Here is a 16433-nt window from a genome sequence, read left to right as displayed (position 1 = left end):
TCGGGTTGGGGGCGCCAGCGGGCGCCGGAGCAGCGGAGTGGCACGATGCGAACCGTTTCGAAGTGGATCCTGGCTTTGGGGGCGGCAGCAGCCGTGAGCGTGGGCGCAAGCCCATCATGGGGGCAGCAGACGATCCGCGTCGGCTGGACCATCCCTGCGGAGGAGTCCAAGTACTGGATGATGCGCAGGCCGGCCGAATTTCCCAATCTCGGCAAGACCTACAACATCGAATGGACCCAATTCCAGGGCACCGCGCCGATGACGCAGGCTTTGGCAGCCGGTGCACTGGACTGCGCGACCCAGGCGCCGCTCTCGCTCTCCAACGGTGTCGTCGGCGGCAATCTCAAGGCTTACATCGTGGCGCAACACGTTTTCGAGATGCCCGGCGGTTTCTCGGTCTATTGGGCCGTCATGGATGACTCGCCGATCAAGACGATCGCGGATCTCAAGGGCAAGACGGTCGGCATTTCCGTGATCGGTGGCGGCACGCAAGGACCGTTCAATCTGCTCTTGAAGCAGAATGGCGTCGATCCGGCCAAGGACATCAAGCTGGTCGAGGTCGGCTTTGCCGTCTCCGAGGACGCGCTGCGCCAAGGCCGCGTCGACGCGGTCAACATGAACCAGCCGTTTGCTGCGCGCGCGGAGGCAAAGGGCGGCACAAGGAAGCTGTTCTCGCTCTCCCAGGCCATGCCGAACATCGTGCACATCCTGGAAGCCTGCCGTGCCGATTTCGTCGACATGAACCCCGAGCTGGTCAAGGCCTATGTTCGAGATATTACCTCGGGCATGAAGAAGGCACTGGCGAACCGCGAGGAGACTCTCAAGGTCGTCAATGAAGTGCTGAAAGCCCCCATCCCGGTGCTCGAGACCTACCTGCTCAAGGACAATGATTTCGGCCGTGATCCGGGCGCGGCGCCGAACTTCCCGGCGATCCAGAAGATGCTGGATATCTATGCAGAGACCGGAATGCTGCCGAAGCTGGACGTTGCACAGTTCAAGCATCCGTCGATCGTCGCGCCGCTGCAATAGAAGCCGGGCGCGTTACCGAACCTAACATCGTGGCGTTCCGGATCATCCGGGACGCTGCATGAAGAAGATGCATATATGAAGAAGTTGCGATCACGGGTCACTACGGACGGGCTCGACCGCGCGCCGCATCGTGCATTCATGCGCGCCATGGGGCTCGACGACGCCGCGATTGCGAAGCCGATGGTGGGCATCGTCAGCATGAAGGGCGAGCAGACGCCCTGCAACATGACTCACGACTTCCAGGTAGCTGCAGCCAAGACTGGAATCGAGGAGGCCGGCGGTACACCGCGTGAGTTCTCGACCGTTTCGGTGTCCGACGGCATCAGCATGAATCATGAGGGGATGAAGTTCTCCCTGTTCTCGCGGGAGCTGATCGCCGATTCGATCGAAGCCGTGGTCCATGGGCTGGCCTACGATGCGCTGATCGGATACGGCGGATGCGACAAGACGCTTCCTGGCGTGATGATGGGCATGGTCCGCTGCAACGTGCCCTCAATTTTCATCTATGGCGGCAGCTCGCTGCCGGGCCGCGTAGATGGACGTACGCTGACGGTGCTCGATTCCTATGAGGCGGTCGGCAGCTTCATGACCGGCGAAATCGACGGCGCCACCCTCGAGCGGATCGAGCGCGCGTGTCTGCCCACGATCGGTGCGTGCGCCGGCCAATTCACCGCGAACACCATGGGCATGGTATCGGAGGCGATGGGGCTGACTATTCCCAACGTCTCGATGGTGCCCGGCGTCTATGCCGAGCGCGCGCAGATTTCGCGACGTGCTGGCCGACTGATCATGGAGATGCTGGACCGCGGCGGGCCGCTGCCGCGCGACATCGTGACGCGCAAATCCCTGGCGAACGGAGCGGCGATCGTGGCAGCCACGGGCGGCTCGACCAATGCCGCGCTGCACCTGCCGGCGATCGCGAACGAGGCCGGAATTGCATTCAGCATCGATCATGTGGGTGAGGTCTTTGCCAGGACGCCGTTGATCGGCAATCTGCGCCCCGGAGGTAAGTATACGGCGAAGGATGTCTACGATATCGGCGGCGCTGCGGTCATCATTCGCGAGCTGATCCAGAGCGGTCATATCGATGGCGGCTGCTTGTCCATCACCGGCCGCACACTTGCCGAAGAGTACGGTGCGGCCAACGCGCCCGACGGAGAGGTGGTGTACGCATCTCGCGCACCGATCATGCCTGACGGCGGCGTCGCGGTGCTGAAGGGTAACCTCTGTCCCGATGGGGCGGTGATCAAGGTCGCGGGCTTGAAGAGCCAGTTCTTCGAAGGCGTGGCGCGTGTGTTCGAGGATGAAGAAGCCTGCGTCGCAGCTGTTCGCGACCGCAGCTACAAGGCGGGCGAGGTTCTCGTGATCCGCAATGAGGGGCCGGTCGGCGGCCCCGGCATGCGTGAGATGCTCGGCGTCACCGCACTGATCTATGGGCAGGGCATGGGTGAAGAAGTGGCGTTGATCACCGATGGCCGGTTCTCAGGCGCGACCCGCGGGATGTGCATCGGCTACGTGTCTCCCGAGGCATTTGTTGGCGGTCCGCTGGCGCTCATTCGCGACGGTGACAGAATCAGGATCGATGCGGCAAATCGGCGGATGGATGTCCTGCTCGAGGAACAGGAACTCGCCGCGCGGCGAGCCGATTGGAAGCCGCGCCCGCCACGCCACCGTGCAGGTGCGCTGGCAAAATATGCGCGGCTGGTCGGGCAGGCGCCGGGCGGAGCCGTGACGCATGAAGGCCCGGCAGAATGGCCGTGGTTCGAATGACGCACCGCACGGGTGCGAAAATGACAGCCTGTCTGGCAGGCTTCTTGCTAAGCTCGTGCCGCTGAATTGTCGTGCGCGTGGGACGGAAGGCGGGATGACGGTAGTATCTGCGAGATCGAGCGAATGGGTGAGACCGGTGACGCAACAAGACCCGGCTTCCGCAATCATCGAGATCGATCGCGTCTCGCAGGTCTTTCAGACCTCCGCGCGCAAGGATCATGTTGCGCTTTCGGACATCTCGCTAACGATTGAGGAGGGAGCTTTCGTCTCCATCCTTGGCCCGTCCGGTTGCGGCAAGTCGACACTGCTCTACATCGTCGGCGGCTTCGTCAGTCCGACCAGCGGCGCGGCGAAGATGAAGGGGCAGGCGATCACGGGGCCGGGTCCGGATCGCGGACCGGTGTTCCAGGAGTTTGCGCTGTTTCCCTGGAAGACCGTGCTCGGCAACGTGATGTATGGGCCGCGTCAGCAAGGGGTTCGCGCCACCGAGGCCGAAGCGCAGAGCCGGGCCTTGATCGAGATGGTCGGCCTCAAGGGCTACGAGAACTTCTATCCCAAGGAGTTGTCGGGCGGCATGAAGCAGCGCGTGGCGCTGGCGCGGACGCTTGCCTACCATCCCGAAGTGCTGCTGATGGACGAGCCGTTCGGGGCACTGGACGCTCACACCAGGACGCGCCTGCAGAACGATCTTCTGAACATCTGGGAGCGTGACCGCAAGACGGTGCTGTTCGTCACCCATTCGGTCGACGAAGCCGTCTTCCTCTCGGACAAGGTCGTCATGATGTCGAAATCGCCCGGGCGAATCCGGCAGGTCATCGACATCGATCTGCCGCGGCCGCGCCGCCGTAACGAGCTGTTGCTTGATCCGCGCTACCAAAAATACGTCGTCGACATCGAGCGCATGTTCGATGAGAGCGACGATGCTGGCGCGCCCGCATGATGTCGCCGGCTGCCATGGTCAAGCGCGCTGCTCCGGTGCTCGCCTGCATCGGATTGCTGGTGGCGTGGCAGGTCGCGTCTCTCGCGCTCAAGAATGACAGCTTTCCCACGGCGATCGAGGCGATGCGGGCGATCCCGAGCATCCTTGGCGACAAGGAATCCCTGATCAACATCCTTGCCTCGCTGCGTCGCATGGCGATCGGGTTCGGCTTGGCCGTGCTTGTCTCGATTCCGCTTGGCCTCTTGATGGGACGCAGCGCTGCGGTCGCGGCCTTCTTCAATCCGCTGCTGATGGTGATTTATCCGGTGCCCAAGGCGGCCTTGATGCCGATCATCATGCTGTGGCTGGGCGTTGGCGACATCACGAAGACGCTGGTGATCTTCCTTGGCGTCAGCCTGCCCGTCATCTATCACAGTTTCGAAGGCGCCAAGGCCGTCGAGGAGAAGATGATGTGGTCGGGCGCAGCGATGGGGCTCTCGCCGGTGCAACGTCTGGTGCGCATCGTGCTGCCGGCGGCACTGCCGGAAATCCTCACGGGGTGTCGTACGGGATTGGTGCTGGCGCTGATCACGATGATCACCAGCGAGATGATTGCCCGTCAGTCCGGTGCCGGGAACATCCTGTTCAACGCGCTCGACATGGGCCAATACGACACCGTCTTTGCGATGATCATCATCGTGGGGGCGATGGGAATCTGCCTCGATGCGATTTTCGAGAGGGTTCGTGCCAGGCTCGTGCGCTGGTCCGAGCCGCAGTTCGACATGCCGCTGAGCTTCTCATGATGTCGCGGTTTCTCTCCCCAAATATGGCTCTTGGGATCGCCCCGATCGTACTGGTGATCGCGCTGTGGCAAGGCTTGGTGTCCTTCGGCTTCGCGCCGGCAGTTCTGCTGCCGCCGCCAGGCTTCGTCTTCGGCCGGCTGCTTCAGCAACTCGTAACTTCGACGTTCCAGCACGAGATCGCGGCGACTCTGATCAGGCTGTTTGCCGGCTTCGCGATTGCTGTCGTGCTCGGTGTCGCCATCGGCATCGCCGCCGCCGCCAATCCGGCGATCAACGCCGTGATTCGGCCGATCGTGCGCGTTCTGGCGCCTTTGCCCAAGGTCGCGCTCTATCCGGCACTGCTGCTGCTGCTCGGATTTGGCCACGGATCGAAGATTACGTTGGTGGCTGCCGATGCTCTTTTCCCGATCCTGCTCTCGACCTATTACGGTGCATCGACCGTCGAGCAGAAGCTGATCTGGTCGGCCATGGCGGCGGGAACGCCGCGCCTTGAAATTCTCTTCAAGGTGGTGCTGCCGGCGGCGATGCCGTCCATCCTGACCGGGTGCCGGATCGGCCTTGTCATTTCCTGCATCGTGGTGTTTCTGGCCGAGATGATCACGTCGACGGACGGATTGGGGCACGCGCTGGTGACTGCGGCCCGCACCTTCCAGGCGGTCGACATGTTCGTGCCGCTGATCACGATCTCGCTGCTGGGCTTGATCCTGAACGGGCTGCTGGGGGTCGTGCGCTCGTACTTGCTCCGGGGCTTCCCCGAAGCGTAACAAACAAGAATGCAGAAGACCGGGAGTGGACCATGCTGGCTGACCGCATCGAAGCAAAATGGATCGACGCGTTTTGCGAGATCTTCGAGCGTTGCGCCGTGAAAGCCGGCGATACCGCCGCGATCCTCTCGGAAACCCAGTCGCGTGCGTTGAACGTGCATCTTGCGGAACTGGCCCTGCTGCGCATGGGGGCGCGTCCGTTTCATGTGGTGATGCCAACTCCGCGTAACCGGAATATCGTCCCGGTACGCTCGACCGGGGCGAGTGAGGCGATCCAGCGGCTTGGCCCGGTCATCACCGCGCTTCAGCAGGCCGGCTTCGTAGTGGATTGCACGATCGAAGGCTTGATGCACGCGGTCGAGACGCCGGAGATCCTCAAAGCCGGCGCGCGGATCCTGGTGATTTCCAACGAGCATCCCGAAGCGCTGGAGCGCATGGTGCCGGATTCCGAGCTCGAAAAGCGTGTTCGTGCCGCGGCCAAGATGCTGCGCGGAACCAAGCGCATGCGTGTCACCTCGAAGGCAGGCACCGCTCTCGACGTCGACATGGTCGGCGCTTCCACGGTCGGTGTGTGGGGCTGGACCGACAAGCCCGGCACGCTGGCGCATTGGCCGGGTGGCATCGTCGTCAGCTTTCCCAAGAGCGGGACCATCAACGGCACGCTGGTGATGGCGCCGGGCGACATCAACCTGACCTTCAAGCGATACCTGACGTCTCCGGTGAAGATGACTCTAAAGGACGATTATGTCGTCGAGCTGGAGGGCGAAGGCACGGATGCCGCGATGATGCGTGCTTATCTCGCCGCCTGGGGCGATCGCGAGGCCTATGCCGTCTCGCATGTCGGCTTCGGCATGAATCCCGGTGCGCGCTATGAGGCGCTATCCATGTACGACCAGCGCGACACCAACGGCACCGAAATCCGGGCCGTCTCAGGCAACTTCCTGTTCTCGACCGGCGCGAATGAATTTGCAGGGCGCTACACGGCGGGGCATTTCGACCTGCCGATGATGGGAACGACCATCGAGCTCGACGGCGTTGCGGTCGTCCGCGAAGGCGTGCTCCAGGACGTGTTTGGCTAGTTGCGGTCGAGCACCGGGGGGCGCGCCAGGCCGAAGTGCCGGAGCAGGTCGACCATGGCCTGGAGCCGTTTCGCGCGATAGGCGTCGACGTCGAGCCCGGAATAATCGAGAAAGCCTGCGCCCGTGCGCAGGCCAATCCGGCCTTCGTGCATGTTGCGTGAAATGACGTCCGGCGCCCGGTAGCGCTCGCTGCCGAGCGCGCCTTCCAGATACCTGCTCGCGTAGTAGAGAATGTCGCCGCCGCCCCAGTCGATGAATTCGAGCAGGCCGAGCACGGCGTAGCGGAAGCCGAAGCCGTAGCGGATCGCCTTGTCGATCTCTTCGGCGCTGGCAACGCCCTCTTCGACCATGCGCGCAGCTTCGTTCATCGCCAGCGCCTGGATGCGGGGGACGATGAAGCCCGGTGTGGCGGCACAGACCACCGGCACCTTCCCGATGCCTTCGAGCAGCGTCTTGACCTCGTCGATGACGGCCGGGTCGGTCGCCTTGCCGGGCGAAATCTCGACCAGCGGGATCAGATAGGCCGGGTTGAGCCAATGCACATTGAGAAATCGGCGCGGGCTCACGATCGCGCCGGAGAGATCATCGACGAGGATGGTCGAGGTGGTCGACGCGATGATCGTATCCGGACCGACCTGCCTCGAGGCGGCCGCCAGCACTTCGCGCTTGAGCTCGACGATTTCAGGAACGCCTTCGAAGACCATGCCGGCTTCGGCCAACACTACGCCACTCTCGCTCGCCTGCACCACCGAGACCCGCGCAATCAGCGGATCAACATCTGCCTCGGTCAGCAGCCCCAGCTTTGACAGGCTGGCGAAGATCTTCGTGACTTCGTCGAGTGCGTCCGCCTCGAGCTTAGCAAAGTCCTCCGTGGACCGAGCCTTGATGTCGATCATCGTGACGCTATGCCCTGCATAAGCGAAGGCAACGGCGATGCCGCGGCCCATGCGGCCAGCGCCGAGACAGGCGATATTGGCGCGATTCGTCATCGATCAGAATCCATTGCGGAGTAGGGTCTGCAATTCAGTCTTGCTGAGATCGCCGAGCCCGAGCGTCTGGAGCGTTCGGCCACCGCGCGCAAAATCTTCGCCGCAGACCGCTCCGCCGATCGAGAGAAATGCTTTGGCTAGCGGCGTATCCACGCCGGCGAGGCCGGCGACAGACACCAGCAAAGACAGCCCGAGCCGCAGATCCTCCCGCATGTAGCGGTGCTCGGTCAGCACGATCTGCTCGCGCCAATCACCGGAATCGGTCAGTCGGTCGTGCGAGCCGCGGCCATACATCCAGATCTCGCCTTCCTTCGCGTAATGATGAGCGAGCGGAAAATGCGGCGCGCCGTAGCCGAGTGCCTCGCGCACTGCGATGCGTTCGGCGTCGAGCGCGTCGGTAACCCGGCGGATCGCGGCTTGCGTGCCTTCCTTGTGAATGTCCCAGCGCTCGAAATGTTCGATCGGCCCTGCGTTCATTACGATCAATGGCGGATGAATAATCGGGCCTGCGTTCATCAGTGCGCCCGATAGCGCGTCTCCGCACGCCTCGATCGCGTCTGGGAAAGCGCGTCCGATCACTTCGAGCGCGTGGGGCGCCCGGTCAAACGGGAACACGCCGACCGGGAGCCGCTTGGCGCGGATGGTGATTGCGACCTCGAACGGTCCGTGCTTGCGGGTCAGCCACGGAAGCGTGCCCGTTTCGGCAAAGCTGGCCTTGGCGTGGTTGCCGGCATCTCGCGCGGCTTGGGCGAAGATCATCGAGCCGAATGTCGCCGGTGGCAGAAAGATGATCTGGCCGTCGCGCAGATGCGGCGCGAGCCGGCGAGCGATATCTGCTTGCGCGAAGGCAGGAGCCGGGCACAGGATCAACTCCGTGCCGGCGACGGCGGCCGCCATGTCGGTCGTGACCAGCGCGAGTTTCACCTCGTGTCGGCCGTTGTGATCCTTGACCAGGACACGCGAGCCGGCGGCGCGATGCGCCGCGACCTGATCGGCATCGCGGCGCCAGAGCCGCACCTCATGGCCCGACAGCGCAAAATCGCCCGCGGCCGCGAAAGAGCCGTTTCCACCACCCAGAACCGCGATCTTCAAGACGTTTCTCCTTGGGCGCGCGATTGCGTATCAAGCTGCTTCAGAAGGAAATGCTGGACCTTGCCCAGCGCCGTGCGCGGCAGGTCGGTGACGAAGACGATCTCGCGCGGAACCTTGTAGCGTGCGAGCTGCGCCTGAAGATGTGTCTTCAATTCGTCCGCTTCGAGCCGGGAGCCGGGTCTCGCAATGACATAGGCGATCGGCACCTCGTCCCAGCGCGGGTCCGGCCGGCCGATCACGGCGCATTCGCTGACATCGGGGTGTTCGAGCAGGACGCGCTCGATCTCGGCCGGGTAGATGTTTTCTCCGCCCGAAATGATCATGTTCTTCTTCCGGTCGCGGACCCAGAAGTAGCCGTCGGCGTCGCATAGGCCGATATCGCCGGTGCGATACCAGCCGTCGTGCAGCGCCTCGCGCGTCGCGGCCTCGTTGCCCCAATATTCGAAGAATACGTTGGGACCACGCACCGCGATCTCGCCCGGCGTGCCCGCGGGCAGTTCGTTGCCGGTCTGATCGATCACCTTTGCCTCGCAACACAGGCCGGCGAGGCCGGTCGATCCCGCGCGTGAGAGATCGCCGCCAAGCCGCGTGTAGACGGCGATCGGGCAGGTTTCGGTCGAGCCATAGACCTGAAGCACCGGGACATCACGCGCGACGAAGCGCTCGATCAGGTGCGGCGGCACGATGGTTGAGCCCGTGGCAACGGCCCTGAGTGAGGAAAGATCAGCCGTCGCCCAGGCAGGATGCTCGCTTACCGCCTGGAGGATCGCAGGAACCATCACCGTGAGTGTCGGCCGTTCCCCTGCGATGGCCGCGAGTGCGGCGTCCGGCGTGAAGCGCGCATGGACCGTGACCGTCGCGCCCAATTGGAGCGCGGGCGTGGTCTGGATGTTGAGGCCCCCGACGTGGAAGAACGGCAGCACGGTCAGCACGTGATCGTCGGATGTCATGTTGTGCATGTGCTGGCTCATGACGCCGTTCCAGAACAGCGCCTCCTGACGCAGCACCGCGCCCTTTGGCCGTCCCGTCGTGCCTGACGTGTAGACGATGAGCAGCGGGCAGGAGAGGTCGGTGTGCGGATTTCGGCTCGTGCCGTCACCGCGGGCCAGCAAATCTTCGAAGGTCGTGCCGCGGGGCGGCGTGAAATCGAGGCCGACGACGGACGTCCCCACCGCGGTCTGCCCCAGCTCGGCAAGCACTCCGGAAAACGCCTGCTCGAGCACCAGGACCTTGGCGCCGGCATCTCCGAGAATGAACAGCTGCTCGGCGACGGCCAGCCGCCAGTTCAGCGGCACCAGGATCGCGCCGAGCCGCGCACAGGCGTACAGCAGAACCAGATATTCCGGCCGGTTCAGACTTAGAATCGCGACGCGATCGCCTCGGCCGATGCCGAGCTCCCGCTTCAAGGCCGTCGCGGTCCGTTCGATCCGTGCGGCGACTGCCGCGTAACTCAGCCGCTTGCCTTCGAAGGCGATGGCCGTCTTGTCTGGCGCGAACGCCGCGTTGCGGTCGATCAGGCTACAGAGGTCCACGGTCAGTCGTCCGTTTCACCGGCCTCGTACAGCGCTTCGCGCCCGATCCGGTCGAGGCAGAGCTCGGCGGTCCAGGGCAGCATCAACGAGCCGCAGCGGCTGTCCCGATAGATCCGCTCCAGCGGCAGCGAGCGAAGCATGGCCTGACCGCCGCAGGTGCGGATCGCGAGCGCGGCGAGCTCATTGGCGCCCTCCATTACCGAATATTGCGCGGCATAGGCGCGCAGCACCTGCTCCTTGGTCGGATTGGCGCGCGCCTCGGTCACGGCCTGGAACCAGATTGCCTTGATCTGCTCCAGCTTGATCTGCATCTGCGCCATCGCGATCTGCTTGGTCGGGTACATCCGCCGCTTGACCGGCGGCATGCCCGGGACTTCGCCGCGCAAGTAACGCACGGTAAAGTCGTAAGCGGCTTGCGCCAGGCCCATATAGGTCGGCGACAGCGTCAGGAACATGTGCGGCCAGCGCATCGCCGCCTGGAAATAGACGCCGCGCGGCATCAGCGCTGAATCTTCCGGCACGAACACGTCCTTGAACAGCAGGGTCCGCGAAACCGTTCCGCGCATGCCCAGCGGATCCCAGTCGCCGACGACAGAGACGCCTTCTGATTTGGCTGATATCGCCAGGTAAAGTGTGTTGCGGCGCGAGGCCTTCTCGCCTTGCTCGATCTCGGTGCAAAGCACGCCGTAATAGTCGGCGTGGCCCGAGAGCGAAGCAAAGATCTTCTTTCCGTTGACGATCCAACCGCCCGCGACCGGCCTCGCTTCAGTGCCAAAAGCAACGCCGCCCGCTGCGGCAGCTCCACCTTCGGAGAAGGGTTGCGAATAGATCGCACCGTCCTCGACGATGCGCTTGTAATGGACCGCGCGCCGCCGCTCATGCTCCGCGCGGGTCTCGGCATCCATGTCGAGATCGTCGGCGAGGGGACCCGACCACAGGGTCGAGCAGACATGCATATTCCAGGTCAGCGCGGTGGCGCCGCAATAACGGCCGATCTCGGCTGCCGCCAGGGCATAGGTCTGGTAATTGGCGCCGAGGCCGCCGTGCTTCTTGGGGACGGCGATGCCGAGCAGGCCGACGCGATGCAGATCGCGGTAATTTTCAGTCGGGAAGATCGCCTCGCGATCGTAAGTGGCGGCGCGAGCGGCAAACACGGTCTGGCCGATCTCCCTCGCGCGGGTGATGATGCCGGCCTGCTCGTCGTTCAAGCGAAATGCAGCGGGATCGAAGATCGGCGCATCCAGTGCGACCTTGTTGGTCGTGCCAATCGTCTTGTTGACTTGCATGGTCATCGCGCAGTCACCTTAGGCTTTGGTCGCGAGCGAGTTCAGGAACCGGCCGAGAGCTTCGTCGAAGGCCTCGGGGCGTTCGAGATTGGCGAGATGACCGACGCCGGCGAGCTCGACATATTCAGCCCACGGGATATAGGTCGCCGTCTTTGCCATCATCGGCGCGGGCGCGTTGCTGTCCTTTGAGCCGGACAGCAGCAGTGTGGGAACGGAGATATTTCCGAGCGTGCTGCGCTGATCGAAGCCGATGAGAGCCAGCATCATGGCGCGATAGCTCGCTTCGGGCACGCTGCCCATGCATTCGCGGGCAACCTCCATTCCGTTCGGATCGGGATCGTCGCCGACGAGCTCCTTCACCAGCGAAGGCGCCAGCGACTTCATCGTCTCCCCGCGATCGAGCGGTCCCAGCCGCGCTGCGATGAAGGATTTCTGCCAGTCGCCGTCTGCCTTTCCGAATGCAGGGCTGGTCTGCGCCAGCACGACCGCGCGTGCCAGTTTGGGGGACTGAACCAGCCACTTCTGAACAATCATGCCGCCGATGGAATGGCCGACCAGAACCGGTCTGCTGACGCCGAGTTGCTCGATGAATTGCTGCAGCGCCTGCGCCAGGGCAGCGATACTTACGCTCGCAAGCGGCGCCGATCCGCCATAACCGGGCATGTCCCATGCGATCGCGCGGAAACGGCCGCCGAATGTGGCAAGCTGCCGCCGCCAGGCGCGCGCCGCGCCGCCGATGCCGTGCAGGAAGATCAGCGGCATCGCGCCCGGATCACCCGCGGCCTCGTAGGCGAAGCGTCCGTCCTTTGTTATCATTGGCACAGGCTGCGACACGCGACATCCTTCTGCTGGCCCTTTGATGCTAACAGGCCTTTCGGGGATGGGAAGCGATAATTTTATACTTAAAGCAATTTTCGGGCCGTCTCTCATGCGGCGGCATTCGCCAGCCACGCGCCGCTTTGGTTGCAAAAACTTGAAGGTTAAAATATATCGGAAGCACGATCACGAGATCTGAGGGAGCCAGCGCATGTCCGGATTGCCGCATTCGCCGCACGCGCTGGTCACCGGTGGCGGGCGCGGCATCGGCCGAGCGATCGCTTCCTCTCTCGTAGGCGCTGGTGCGACCGTAACGGTGCTTGGCCGGAACGCGGTGGTTCTTGACGAGGCGGTCAATGCAGGTGCCGCGCACTTTGCGGCTGTCGCTGATGTCGCGAACGAAGCATCACTGAAAGCCGCGATCGCCGGGGCAAGTGCGCGCAAGCCGATCGACATCCTGGTTGCCAATGCGGGCAGCGCTGAATCGGCGCCGTTCGCGAAATCGGACGGCGCGCTCTTCAGCCGGATGATGGATGTCAATTTCATGGGCGTCGTACATGCCGTCCAGGCCGTGCTGCCGGGCATGAAGGATCGTCCCTACGGTCGCATCGTCGCGGTGGCGTCCACGGCCGGCCTCAAGGGCTACGCCTATGTCAGCGCGTATGCGGCGGCCAAGCACGCGGTTGTCGGCCTGGTGCGTTCGCTCGCCCTCGAGATGGCTGGTAGCAGCGTCACCGTGAATGCGGTGTGTCCCGGCTTCACGGACACCGATCTGGTCGCCGGCAGTATCGACAATATCATGAAGAAGACCGGCCGAACCCGCGAGCAAGCGATCGCCGAGCTCGCGAAACACAATCCGCAAGGAAGACTCATCACTCCGCAGGAGGTGGCCGACGCGGTGCTCTGGCTCTGCGGCGAGGGCGCCGGCGCGATCACCGGGCAGGCGATCGCCGTTGCCGGCGGTGAAATCTAGCGTGGCGAAGCAGGGCCGGAACATAAAAGCCAAGGAGATCCCATGAGCAGACCAGCCAATCCGGTCACCGTGCCGCTTGCGGATTACTCGCCGCAGCACTTCCTGCTCGCCGTGGTTGACGGCGTTGCGACGGTCACGCTCAATCGCCCCGAACGAAAGAATCCGCTGACGTTCGAGAGCTATCGGGAACTGACCGATTTCTTCCGCGCCTGCGCCTTCGACGACGCGGTCAAGTCCATCGTCGTCACGGGTGCCGGCGGCAATTTCTCGTCCGGCGGCGACGTGTTCGAGATCATCGGCCCGCTGGTGAAGATGGACACCAAGGGGCTGACCGCCTTCACGCGTATGACCGGCGATCTCGTCAAGGCGATGCGGGCGTGTCCGCAGCCGATCGTGGCCGCCGTCGAGGGCATCTGCGCCGGCGCCGGGGCGATCATCGCCATGGCATCGGACATGCGCCTTGCGGCGAGCGGGGCGAAGGTGGCGTTCCTGTTCAACAAGGTGGGGCTGGCCGGCTGCGACATGGGCGCTTGCGCCATCCTGCCGCGGATCATCGGGCAGTCCCGCGCCTCCGAGCTGCTCTACACCGGCCGGTTCATGGCCGCGGAAGAGGGCGAGCGCTGGGGCTTCTTCAGCCGCATCGTCACCGCGGAGCAGGTGCTGCCCCAGGCGCAGGTTCTGGCCAGGCAGGTCGCGGAAGGCCCGACCTTCGCCAACACCATGACCAAGCGGATGCTGGCGATGGAATGGGCGATGTCGGTGGAGGAGGCGATCGAGGCGGAGGCCGTCGCCCAAGCGCTGTGCATGACCACCGCGGATTTCGAGCGTGCCTTCGAGGCTTTCGCCAACAAGGTCAAGCCGGTATTCAGGGGCGACTGAGCCGATCGCAATTATCTGCAGCAAATCCAGCGAGGGGGACTTGCGGGAAATTATTTTAGGCTTAAAATAGTTTTCATGGCCGGGTGAAGTGGCGAGGCTCCCATGAAAGTCGCGATCATCGGTGGCGGACCTGCGGGTCTCTATGCTGCGATTCTGCTCAAGAAGCAGCGTCCGGGCGCGGACATCACGGTCTATGAGCGCAATCGGGCCGATGACACCTTCGGCTTCGGCGTGGTGTTCTCGGATGCGACGCTCGACAATTTCGAGAAGCACGATCTGCCGAGCTATCGCCGCATCACCCAGGAGTTCGCTTACTGGGATGACATCGCCGTGCACTTCCGCGGCACCGTGCACCGCGTCGGCGGCAACGGCTTCTGCGGCTGCTCGCGGCAGAAGCTGCTTCTGATCCTCCAGGAACGTGCACGCGAGCTGGGTGTCACCTTGCACTTCGAGGTCGATATCGACAACGAAACGCGCTTCGCCGATGCCGATCTCATCCTGCTCGCCGACGGCATCAACAGCCGTTTCCGCGAGAAATACGTCGAGCATTTCCAGCCGGAGGTCGACCTGCGCGCCAACAAGTTCGCCTGGATGGGTTCGACCAGGCCGCTTGATGCCTTCACCTTCATCTTCCAGGAGACGGAGTGGGGGCCGTTCATCGCCCATGCCTATCAGTACGAGGCCGGGCACTCGACCTGGATTTTCGAGACCGACCCTGAAACGTTCGAACGCGCCGGGCTGACGGGTCTCGACGAGGCTCAATCCGCCGCGCGGATGGCCGACATCTTCGGCTGGTTCCTCAATGGGCACAAGCTGCTGACGAACCGCTCGATGTGGCGCAACTTCCCGATGATCCGCAGCAAGCGCTGGGTCAAGGACAACATGGTGCTGCTCGGCGACGCCAAGGCGAGCGCACATTTCTCCATCGGCTCAGGCACCAAGCTCGCGATGGAAGACGCCATCGCGCTGGCCGAAGCCATGGAGAAGGCGCCCAGCATCAAGGCCGCCCTGGAGGTCTATGAGCACGGCCGCCGCGAGGAGGTCGAGAAGACGCAGCATGCCGCCGACGTTTCGCTGGTCTGGTTCGAGCATGTCGACCGCTTCTGGGATTTCGATCCGGTTCAGTTCGCCTTCGGCGTGATGACGCGCTCGAAGGCGATCACCTATGACAATCTCAAGCTCCGCGCGCCGGATTTCGTGGCGGAGGTCGACAAGTCGTTTGCGAGGCAGGTGCGCAGCAGCGGCTTCGATGTCGACACCAACCGGCCGATGGTGCCGCTGTTTCAGCCGTTCCGCCTGCGTGAGATGAAGCTCGCCAACCGCGCCGTGATGTCGCCGATGTGCATGTACTCGGCGAAGGAAGGTGTGCCGACTGATTTCCACCTGGTGCACTACGGCTCGCGCGCGATCGGCGGCGCCGGCCTCATCTTCACCGAGATGACCTGCGTTAGCCGTGAGGCCCGGATCACGCCCGGCTGCACTGGTCTGTGGAACGACGAGCAGGAGGCCGCCTGGCGTCGCATCGTGGATTTCGTCCACGGCAACTCGGCCGCAAAGATCTGCCTGCAACTGGGCCACGCCGGCCGCAAGGGCGCGACCAAATTGATGTGGGACGGCATGGACCGTCCTTTGGAGGAGGGCGGCTGGGAGATCATTTCGGCATCGCCGCTGCCCTATTTCCCCGACAGCCAGGTGCCGCGCGAGCTCGACCGCGCCGGCATGAATGCGGTGAGGGACGCTTTCGTCGCGGCGGCCGAGCGCGGCGAGCGCTGCGGCTTCGACATGCTCGAATTGCACAGCGCCCACGGCTATCTGCTCGCGAGCTTCATCTCCCCTCTGACCAACACCCGGACGGACGAATATGGCGGCTCGCTCGCCAACCGTCTGCGGTTCCCGCTCGAGATCTTCGAGGCTTTACGCGCGGTCTGGCCGTCGCACAAGCCGATGTCGGTGCGCATCTCGGCGACCGATTGGGCGGACGGCGGCATCACCGGCGATGATGCGGTCGCCATCGCACGCGCTTTTGCCGAGGCCGGCGTCGATCTCGTCGACGTCTCGACCGGCCAGACCGTGCGCCATTCGCAGCCGGTCTACGGACGCATGTTCCAAACGCCCTTCTCCGACCAGGTCCGCAACGAGGCGCGGGTCGCCACGATGTGCGTCGGCAACATCACCACGGCGGACCAGGCCAACACCATTCTGGCCGCCGGCCGGGCCGATCTCGTTGCCCTCGGCCGTCCCCATCTCGTCGACCCCTTCTTCACCATGAAGGCGGCGGCCTGGTACGGGGCAAACGACGCCTTCTGTCCCCCGCAATATCTGCCCGGAAAAGATCAGATTTTCCGCAACAGCGTGCGCGACCGGCAGGATCTCGAGGAGCTGAGAATTAAGGCTAAGCCTAAGACCCGGGCCGAGCTCAAGGCGGAGGCGACAAAGCCGCTTGCGGCGGAGTGACTGCCCGTGCGACGTTAACTCATTGCCTGTGTTTCGAGTGGAGTTAGG

14 protein-coding genes are annotated in these 16433 nt (G+C 63.8%); 9 read left to right on the top strand and 5 right to left on the bottom strand.

The features are described from left to right. The first annotated feature begins 45 nt into the window (after positions 1–45). The 6 genes from N2602_RS27790 (at position 46) to N2602_RS27765 (ending at position 6364) form a co-directional block, all read left to right on the top strand. Entirely contained in the window at positions 46–1029 is a 984-nt protein-coding gene (locus tag N2602_RS27790; protein WP_260380079.1) for an ABC transporter substrate-binding protein, read from the top strand. Positions 1030–1104: 75 nt separating this feature from the next. Beyond that, on the top strand, positions 1105–2799 hold the full coding sequence (gene ilvD / locus N2602_RS27785; RefSeq protein ID WP_260380078.1) for a dihydroxy-acid dehydratase: 1695 nt from the start codon (positions 1105–1107) through the stop codon (positions 2797–2799). Between the two features lie 94 nt (positions 2800–2893). After that, positions 2894–3739 (top strand): ABC transporter ATP-binding protein, encoded by an 846-nt coding sequence (locus N2602_RS27780; protein ID WP_260380077.1) that lies wholly within the window; start codon positions 2894–2896, stop codon positions 3737–3739. After that, positions 3736–4521, top strand: coding sequence for an ABC transporter permease (locus N2602_RS27775; RefSeq protein WP_260380076.1), 786 nt, complete (start codon positions 3736–3738; stop codon positions 4519–4521). Before N2602_RS27780 ends, N2602_RS27775 begins: the two co-directional genes overlap by 4 nt. Continuing rightward, on the top strand, positions 4518–5285 hold the full coding sequence (locus N2602_RS27770; protein WP_260380075.1) for an ABC transporter permease: 768 nt from the start codon (positions 4518–4520) through the stop codon (positions 5283–5285). Before N2602_RS27775 ends, N2602_RS27770 begins: the two co-directional genes overlap by 4 nt. Before the next feature lie 32 nt (positions 5286–5317). Further along, a complete protein-coding gene (locus tag N2602_RS27765) occupies positions 5318–6364 on the top strand; it encodes a peptidase M29 (RefSeq protein ID WP_260380074.1) in 1047 nt (348 codons plus the stop codon). Here N2602_RS27765 and N2602_RS27760 read toward each other — a convergent pair. From N2602_RS27760 to N2602_RS27740, 5 genes are read right to left on the bottom strand one after another with little or no spacing between them, the layout of a single operon-like run. Continuing rightward, the gene (locus N2602_RS27760) at positions 6361–7353 is read right to left on the bottom strand and encodes a 3-hydroxybutyryl-CoA dehydrogenase (RefSeq protein WP_260380073.1); all 993 of its coding nucleotides are present in this window, start codon (positions 7351–7353) and stop codon (positions 6361–6363) included. The two genes, N2602_RS27765 and N2602_RS27760, sit on opposite strands and share 4 nt — an antisense overlap. Before the next feature lie 3 nt (positions 7354–7356). Then, a complete protein-coding gene (locus N2602_RS27755) occupies positions 7357–8445 on the bottom strand; it encodes an NAD/NADP-dependent octopine/nopaline dehydrogenase family protein (RefSeq protein WP_260380072.1) in 1089 nt (362 codons plus the stop codon). Further along, complete coding sequence (locus N2602_RS27750; protein WP_260380071.1) at positions 8442–9977, bottom strand: class I adenylate-forming enzyme family protein; 1536 nt, start codon at positions 9975–9977, stop codon at positions 8442–8444. The genes N2602_RS27755 and N2602_RS27750 overlap by 4 nt, the downstream gene beginning before the upstream one ends. Before the next feature lie 2 nt (positions 9978–9979). Continuing rightward, complete coding sequence (locus N2602_RS27745; protein ID WP_260380070.1) at positions 9980–11269, bottom strand: acyl-CoA dehydrogenase family protein; 1290 nt, start codon at positions 11267–11269, stop codon at positions 9980–9982. A 12-nt stretch (positions 11270–11281) separates the two neighbouring features. Further along, positions 11282–12097 carry an alpha/beta fold hydrolase gene (locus N2602_RS27740; protein WP_260383721.1) on the bottom strand — a complete coding sequence of 272 codons (816 nt, stop codon included), beginning with the start codon at positions 12095–12097 and terminating at the stop codon, positions 11282–11284. A 193-nt stretch (positions 12098–12290) separates the two neighbouring features. Between N2602_RS27740 and N2602_RS27735 the strand changes: the two genes are divergently transcribed. From N2602_RS27735 to N2602_RS27725, 3 genes are all read left to right on the top strand, one after another. Next, complete coding sequence (locus N2602_RS27735) at positions 12291–13052, top strand: SDR family NAD(P)-dependent oxidoreductase (protein ID WP_260380069.1); 762 nt, start codon at positions 12291–12293, stop codon at positions 13050–13052. 42 nt (positions 13053–13094) lie between these two features. Then, on the top strand, positions 13095–13931 hold the full coding sequence (locus tag N2602_RS27730; protein WP_260380068.1) for an enoyl-CoA hydratase family protein: 837 nt from the start codon (positions 13095–13097) through the stop codon (positions 13929–13931). 102 nt (positions 13932–14033) lie between these two features. Continuing rightward, positions 14034–16385, top strand: coding sequence for a bifunctional salicylyl-CoA 5-hydroxylase/oxidoreductase (locus tag N2602_RS27725; protein ID WP_260380067.1), 2352 nt, complete (start codon positions 14034–14036; stop codon positions 16383–16385). The last annotated feature ends 48 nt before the right edge of the window (positions 16386–16433 follow it).

Origin of the sequence: Bradyrhizobium sp. NC92, assembly GCF_025200865.1 — a bacterium.
Lineage (GTDB): Bacteria > Pseudomonadota > Alphaproteobacteria > Rhizobiales > Xanthobacteraceae > Bradyrhizobium.
The sequence above is the reverse complement of the archived record's forward strand: the minus strand, read 5'-3'. Positions and strand labels throughout refer to the sequence as shown.

Excerpts from the sequence above, each read along its gene's own strand:
- N2602_RS27790 (WP_260380079.1), top strand. The coding sequence starts at position 46 with ATGCGAACCGTTTCGAAGTGGATCCTGGCTTTGGGGGCGGCAGCAGCC.
- ilvD (WP_260380078.1), top strand. The coding sequence starts at position 1,105 with ATGAAGAAGTTGCGATCACGGGTCACTACGGACGGGCTCGACCGCGCG.
- N2602_RS27780 (WP_260380077.1), top strand. The coding sequence starts at position 2,894 with ATGACGGTAGTATCTGCGAGATCGAGCGAATGGGTGAGACCGGTGACG.
- N2602_RS27775 (WP_260380076.1), top strand. The coding sequence starts at position 3,736 with ATGATGTCGCCGGCTGCCATGGTCAAGCGCGCTGCTCCGGTGCTCGCC.
- N2602_RS27770 (WP_260380075.1), top strand. The coding sequence starts at position 4,518 with ATGATGTCGCGGTTTCTCTCCCCAAATATGGCTCTTGGGATCGCCCCG.
- N2602_RS27765 (WP_260380074.1), top strand. The coding sequence starts at position 5,318 with ATGCTGGCTGACCGCATCGAAGCAAAATGGATCGACGCGTTTTGCGAG.
- N2602_RS27760 (WP_260380073.1), bottom strand. The coding sequence starts at position 7,353 with ATGACGAATCGCGCCAATATCGCCTGTCTCGGCGCTGGCCGCATGGGC.
- N2602_RS27745 (WP_260380070.1), bottom strand. The coding sequence starts at position 11,269 with ATGACCATGCAAGTCAACAAGACGATTGGCACGACCAACAAGGTCGCA.
- N2602_RS27735 (WP_260380069.1), top strand. The coding sequence starts at position 12,291 with ATGTCCGGATTGCCGCATTCGCCGCACGCGCTGGTCACCGGTGGCGGG.
- N2602_RS27730 (WP_260380068.1), top strand. The coding sequence starts at position 13,095 with ATGAGCAGACCAGCCAATCCGGTCACCGTGCCGCTTGCGGATTACTCG.
- N2602_RS27725 (WP_260380067.1), top strand. The coding sequence starts at position 14,034 with ATGAAAGTCGCGATCATCGGTGGCGGACCTGCGGGTCTCTATGCTGCG.